A 5,951-nucleotide genomic window follows, 5' to 3' on the forward strand; every position below is an offset into this window, starting at 1 on the left:
TCTTGGCTGGACTGAAATTAAGTTTTTAATATTGCCTCCTTCCAACACTCTTTTCTGTCATCCAAGGTAACCGTTCACAGATTTCCACTTAATTTTTCAATCTCACTCATGGAGAGGCCAGTAAACTGACCTTACCCAGAAAAAGTGGAGAGAAAGAAAAGAGTTTTTTCGGGTAAAATAAAATTTTGGAGGATTAGAAATGGTAAGAGAATATACGGCAGAATTCAAATTGGAAGCTGTTAAGCTGGCAAATGAACAAAGAAAGGTAGGTCAACCAGTTGCAAAAGTAGCAAGAGATCTAGGAATAAGGGATAGTGTATTAGGAAAATGGATGAAGAAATATAACGAAAAAAAGTCGGCAGCAGATGCATTTCCAGGTAGAGGTAACATGGCTCCTTACGACAAAGAGAGGTTTGATTTACAAAGCAAGAGTAACAAGGGAAAGAGACATTTAAAAAAAAGCCCTGGCCAGTCAAAAAGAGTAAAATATTTTTTTATATAGTAACTGCTATAAAGTACAGGAATTATGTAGGATTTTCTGCTAGTGGCTACTATAAGTGGACCACAAGAAAAATAAGCAGTAGAGAATCAGCAAATAAAGAGCTACTCGCAGCTATTCAAAAAAATATATCAAGTTTCTAAATGTAGATATGGAGCTCCTAAAATTCATGCTGAATTGAAGGCTTTGGGTAAAAGTTGCAATTTGAAAACGGTGCAAAGTATTATGCAGAAAAATGACATCAGGGCTATACTGAGAAGAAAGTTTAAAATTAAAAAACAACAAACAGATAATAGAGCTGTAGCTCCCAATATACTAGATCAAAACTTTATTGTTGATCAACCAAATAAAGTATGGGATTACTTACATCAAAACCAAGGAGGGATGGCTATATTTGGCAGCAATAATTCTCACGTATGGTAGTTAATGAGTAGTGCAATAAATAAACAATTGGTTATGAACTCTTTATTAATGGCCGTTGATAAACGCAAACCCGATAAAAATCTGCTGTTACATAGCGATCAAGGGTCACAGTATACCTCTCAAAATTACCAATTTCTATTGAATACAAAAAACATCATTTCCAGCATGAGCCATAAGGGCTGTTGTTACGATAACTCTGTTGCAGAAAAGTTCACTTAAAAGGGAGCTGCTTATTGATACTTCTCGCTCAACAAACCAGAACTGCCATATTTGAATACATAGAAATCTTTTGTAACAAATAACGTAGACATTCTACTATTAACTATTGCATTCCTGCACAATTTATTCTCATGATAAAAACGTCTTAACTTTCTCTCTACTTTTTCTGGGTAAGGTCAAATAGAGAATTTTACAAAAATCTATTTTTAACTTACAATCAATTATTACAATTTTAAACCTACAACTTATGTACAACAGACTTATAATCAAATCTTTTTCAGTATTATGCATCTGTTTACTTGCTTTATACATAACACTGCCAAATTTCTTTGATAATAAGCTTTTTATTTCGAAAAAAAGAATAAACTTAGGTCTTGACCTGAAAGGAGGGGCATCTTTGCTTTTAAACATAGACTTAGACTTCTATTTTAAGGAAAAGCTAAGCATGCTAGCTAACGAAATAAAAGAGACATTGCTAACAAAAAATATTGAATCTAACGTACAAAATAGCGTTATAACTTTAAATAATATTGATGATTATAAAAAAGCATCTGTGTTGATTAATGCGATAAATCCAAATTTAGAACTAAATAGAAAAGATTCTTCGATTCTCATTTCGTATAAACCCCATTATAAAAATTCTTTGATCAGTGAAGTAGCTGCAGAATCAATAAACAATGTCCAGCGCCGTTTGGACAAACTTGGCACAAAGGAAGTCAGCGTTCAAAAACAAGGGCAGAATAAAATATTAGTGCAGGTGCCTGGAGTAGAAGATACCAAGCAGATAAAATCTCTGCTTGGCAAAACTGCTAAGCTAGCTTTTCATTTGGCAAACACTAACATAGCCAAGGTGCAGGATATAGACCATGAAACCACTGTCATGCTCAAGGATTCTTTAGGTAATTCTTATCCAATATTCCGCAAAACTGAAATAGGTGGTGATTCGCTGGTTAACGCATCAGTTAGATTTGGTCACTTAGGTAAACCAACAGTGCATTTTAAATTTGACAGCATAGCGAGTAAAAGATTCGCAAAAATCACTAAAGAAAATGTGGGAAAACCTTTTGCAATTGTTCTGGATAACACAGTCTTAACAGTACCTACAATACGTGAGCCAATTTTAAATGGAGAGGGAGAAATTAGCGGTAATTTCACTGAAAAACAAGCAAGCGAACTTGCAATACTTTTAAAATCTGGAGCACTGCCAGCACCACTTAAAATAATTGAAGAAAAAAACATTGGCCCAAGTCTTGGAGAAGAATCAATAAAGGCAGGGGAAATGGCAGCAACAATCTCTATTATAGCCGTGGCTTTATTTATAATCATCACTTACGGCAAATTAGGTGTATTGGCCTCTGTTGCACTTTTTTCTAATGTAGTTCTTATATTATCAATTCTCACTCTGCTTGAAGCAACTCTAACTTTACCTGGAATTGCCGGTATTGCACTTACTGTTGGTATGGCGGTGGATGCAAATGTTTTAATATTTGAGCGAATTCGTGAGGAAATCAAATCTGGCAAGAGAGTGGAACGTGCTATTGAAGAAGGGTTTAAAAACGCTATAAAGACAATACTGGATTCAAATATCACTACATTAATTGCTGCAGGAATAATGTTCATTATTGGCAGTGGAGCAATAAGAGGCTTTTCTGTCACTCTATCAATAGGAATTTTATGTTCGATGTTTTCTGCAATCACAGTCACAAAACTCCTGATAGAGTTGTGTATGAACCCGAAGGAACTAGCGCTTTGAATTAAGGATTTAGATCTCAGTCAACCACCTTCATTCCCACAACGTTATATCCTGAATCAACGTGCAAAATTTCTCCAGTAGTGCCACTACTTAAGTCGCTTAATAAGTATAACGCTGCCTTGCCAACATCCTCTATTGTAACATTGCGTCTGAGCGGAGAATTATTTCTATTCCATTCTGATATGGAGTGAAAATCGCTTATTCCAGAAGATGCTAAAGTTCTGATTGGACCAGCGGAAATTGCATTTACTCTGATATTTTGTGGCCCGAGATCACATGCTATATATTTTACACTTGCTTCAAGTGCCGCTTTACATAAACCCATAACGTTATAATTTGGCATAACTTTTTCAGCGCCATAATAAGATAAAGTAAGCAAACTACCACCACCTGACATCATTTTTTCAGCTCTTTGTGCTAAAGCAGTGAAAGAATAGCACGATATATGCATTGCATTGAGGAAGTTATCCAGTGAAGTATTGACATATTTACCATCTAACTCATTTTTATCGGAGAATGCTATTGCATGCACCAAAAAGTCAAGAGTACCCCATTTTTTCTCTATTATTTCGAAAGCGTTATCTATGATTTTTTCATTTGAAACGTCGCAGTGTAATATTAGCTCCACATTTAGTTCATCTGCTATTGGTGATAGTTTTTCTTTTATTATTTCATTCTGGTAGGTGATTGCAAGTTCTGCTCCGTGCTCTGAGAGAGTTTTTGCTATACCGTATGCTATTGATCTCTTATTTATTATTCCGGTTATTAATCCCTTTTTGCCTTGTAATAGACTTGTCGTCATAGAACTATCTGTTTTTTTATAATTTGGAATATTAACTAGGTAAAGTCAAGATATCACTATGTTTTAAAATATTTTTTGCAGTAACTTGAAGTCTATAAACAGTAATCTTGATTCTTCTACAACAAAGCCATTCCATATGACATTCTGCCTATACCCAATTAAGCATATTAATAAGTAAGTAAATCTTAATATAATCTTATTATACTTATAAATACGCTGTATAGAATGAAAGTATGGATGATTTCATAACTGCAAGAAGAAAAGATGATGCTGTGGTATCTGTTTGTCAGGATAATAAGAAAAAAAACGTGTTAATTTTAGGGCTCAATCAAGCCGCAAGGAATTTGTTAAAATACGAGGAAGGGAATTTACTTAATAAGCCGTTAATCAATATTTTAAGTGCAAGAGCAGCTGACGACATGAAGAATTATTTAGAGTATACCGAAAATGGGCACGATTTACTTGATATATTACCTAAAGTGATAGATTTTTCCTTAACTGATGCTAAAGGAGAAGATATCAGGACAAAAGTAAAAGTTTTCCGCACTGCACAATTTGCCAGTAATAAAATAAATTATGAGCTATTAATACGTGATATCAGTTTGTCCCATAAACTAGGAATCTTTAGAGATAAATATCTAATGGGTAAAAAATATAAAAACCATGACTTATTCGATATACCGGGCAATGAGTCCACTATTCTAGAGTTATACGTTATATTAAATTTTGCCTTTCAACATCAAATTAATGCAGCTATAGGAGTGATTGGCTTAAATAGTAGCTGTAGTGAGACAAATAATGCACTGAAAGTTATCATAGAACATTTTTATAAAAATTGCCGTAGTGATGATTTTCTAGGGTATATTGATGAGAATAAAGTGCTTTTTGTTTTGATTAACTGCGATGTAAAAAGTATATCTAAAATAATTAATCGTATACATTCTGCCATTAATAAGCAGTTATTAAAGCGAAAATTACCAAGTGTATCAATAATTTATGGGAATATAGCTCAAAAACAGGCAGCAAAATCTACCAGCGGTGCCTTCTGAAAAGTTGTTTTTTATTTATATTGAGTTTAAACTTAAATTTTTATAAAGATTTAAGTTTATTTATGAAGTTAAAGTACTACCTGGTAGCACTGCTTTCATCATTGTTTTTGCAGAATAGTGCTAGCTCTAAAACAATTTTGGATAAGGAAATATTTTATGCAGAACTAGACGGAAAAATAGATTTGAGATTCGGCTACGCCTTCAACATAGATTCTTTCAATGCTAAGCCTAAGGATAAAACTTCAAGTTATTCATACTTGCGCTTTCTTTATTTACAGCAAGTTTATCCAAATACTCAAATGGGGGTTAATGTTAAGGCAGGGGTTTCTGGTATTGCAAACCTAAAAGCGTTAGACATAGAAAAGTTAGACATGGAGGAATGGTATTTTATCATAAAAAACCAGGAACTTGGATCAATTGAATATGGTAAAAGAAGTTTAGTTGGTCAGAGCATGTTAATTAACACTTCAAAAATTTATGCAGCTGCTGGAGGAGTAAATGGTCATTGGACAAACTATGCAAATTTGCGCGGTGATCATAAAAAAGATGGTGACCCTGGATATGATCAAGACAAGGTGTTCTGGGTCAAGCCCAATATTTATAGCGATTATAATGAACTCGAACTAGGGTTAAAACAATCATCAATTAACTACATCTCCCCTGAAATCTATAACTTTCAACTCGGATTCAGTTATGTTCCAGGAAAAAATAACTTACAGTACAGCAATTTAATTGCTGCTGGCCTTTCCTATAAAAACAGCTTGTCAGATGATATAGGTTTTACTACAGCTTTGACTGGTGAATTTGCAAGAGAAAATTTAACTGATTGCTCAGATGGGACTTCTAAAAATTATGAATGCCGCAATCAATTACTACACTGGAATTTTGGTTTGAAGCTAAAATTGTTCGATCTTGATTGCATTTTTTCGTATGGTAATGGTGGTAAATCTGGTGAGAAGCGTAATCCTGAAATAAATAATACGTATTATATGAATGCAGGTATCGCTTACCATTCTGATTCTTACAAATCAAGCTTAACATATTTTAGTAGTGGTAGGGATATTGCAGGCGAAGGTACAAACGAGTTAACATCATATGCTTTAAGTCTTGAAAATTCTCTTTTTTTAGGTACTTCATACTATTTCGATATTGTAAAGTTTAGTACAAAAGAGCCTAAAATAGAAAATAACAACTCTGGTTATGTGT

4 protein-coding genes and 1 pseudogene are annotated in these 5,951 nt (G+C 33.8%); 4 read left to right on the forward strand and 1 reads right to left on the reverse strand.

What is annotated here, in order from left to right; all coding sequences use genetic code 11:
* Positions 1-199 precede the first annotated feature (199 nt).
* Positions 200-1,224 (forward strand): annotated as a pseudogene (locus tag JR312_RS05645) (IS3 family transposase).
* Positions 1,225-1,388: 164 nt separating this feature from the next.
* Positions 1,389-2,894, forward strand: a complete 1,506-nt coding sequence (secD, locus tag JR312_RS05650; protein ID WP_213863082.1) for a protein translocase subunit SecD — start codon at positions 1,389-1,391, stop codon at positions 2,892-2,894.
* 16 nt (positions 2,895-2,910) lie between these two features.
* On the opposite strand, the gene JR312_RS05655 is transcribed toward secD, so the two are convergent.
* Complete coding sequence (locus tag JR312_RS05655) at positions 2,911-3,696, reverse strand: enoyl-ACP reductase FabI (protein ID WP_151808061.1); 786 nt, start codon at positions 3,694-3,696, stop codon at positions 2,911-2,913.
* A gap of 233 nt (positions 3,697-3,929) precedes the next feature.
* On the opposite strand from JR312_RS05655, the gene JR312_RS05660 reads away from it, so the two are divergent.
* Positions 3,930-4,745 (forward strand): hypothetical protein, encoded by an 816-nt coding sequence (locus JR312_RS05660; protein WP_151808062.1) that lies wholly within the window; start codon positions 3,930-3,932, stop codon positions 4,743-4,745.
* Between the two features lie 62 nt (positions 4,746-4,807).
* Positions 4,808-5,951, forward strand: a 1,144-nt coding sequence (locus JR312_RS05665) for a porin (protein ID WP_416647929.1), incomplete at its 3' end; no start/stop codon positions are given.

This window comes from Wolbachia endosymbiont of Nasonia giraulti (genome assembly GCF_048054155.1).
In the GTDB taxonomy this organism is placed as follows: domain Bacteria; phylum Pseudomonadota; class Alphaproteobacteria; order Rickettsiales; family Anaplasmataceae; genus Wolbachia; species Wolbachia pipientis_C.

Excerpts from the sequence above, each read along its gene's own strand:
- JR312_RS05655 (WP_151808061.1), bottom strand. The coding sequence starts at position 3,696 with ATGACGACAAGTCTATTACAAGGCAAAAAGGGATTAATAACCGGAATA.
- JR312_RS05660 (WP_151808062.1), top strand. The coding sequence starts at position 3,930 with ATGGATGATTTCATAACTGCAAGAAGAAAAGATGATGCTGTGGTATCT.
- secD (WP_213863082.1), top strand. The coding sequence starts at position 1,389 with ATGTACAACAGACTTATAATCAAATCTTTTTCAGTATTATGCATCTGT.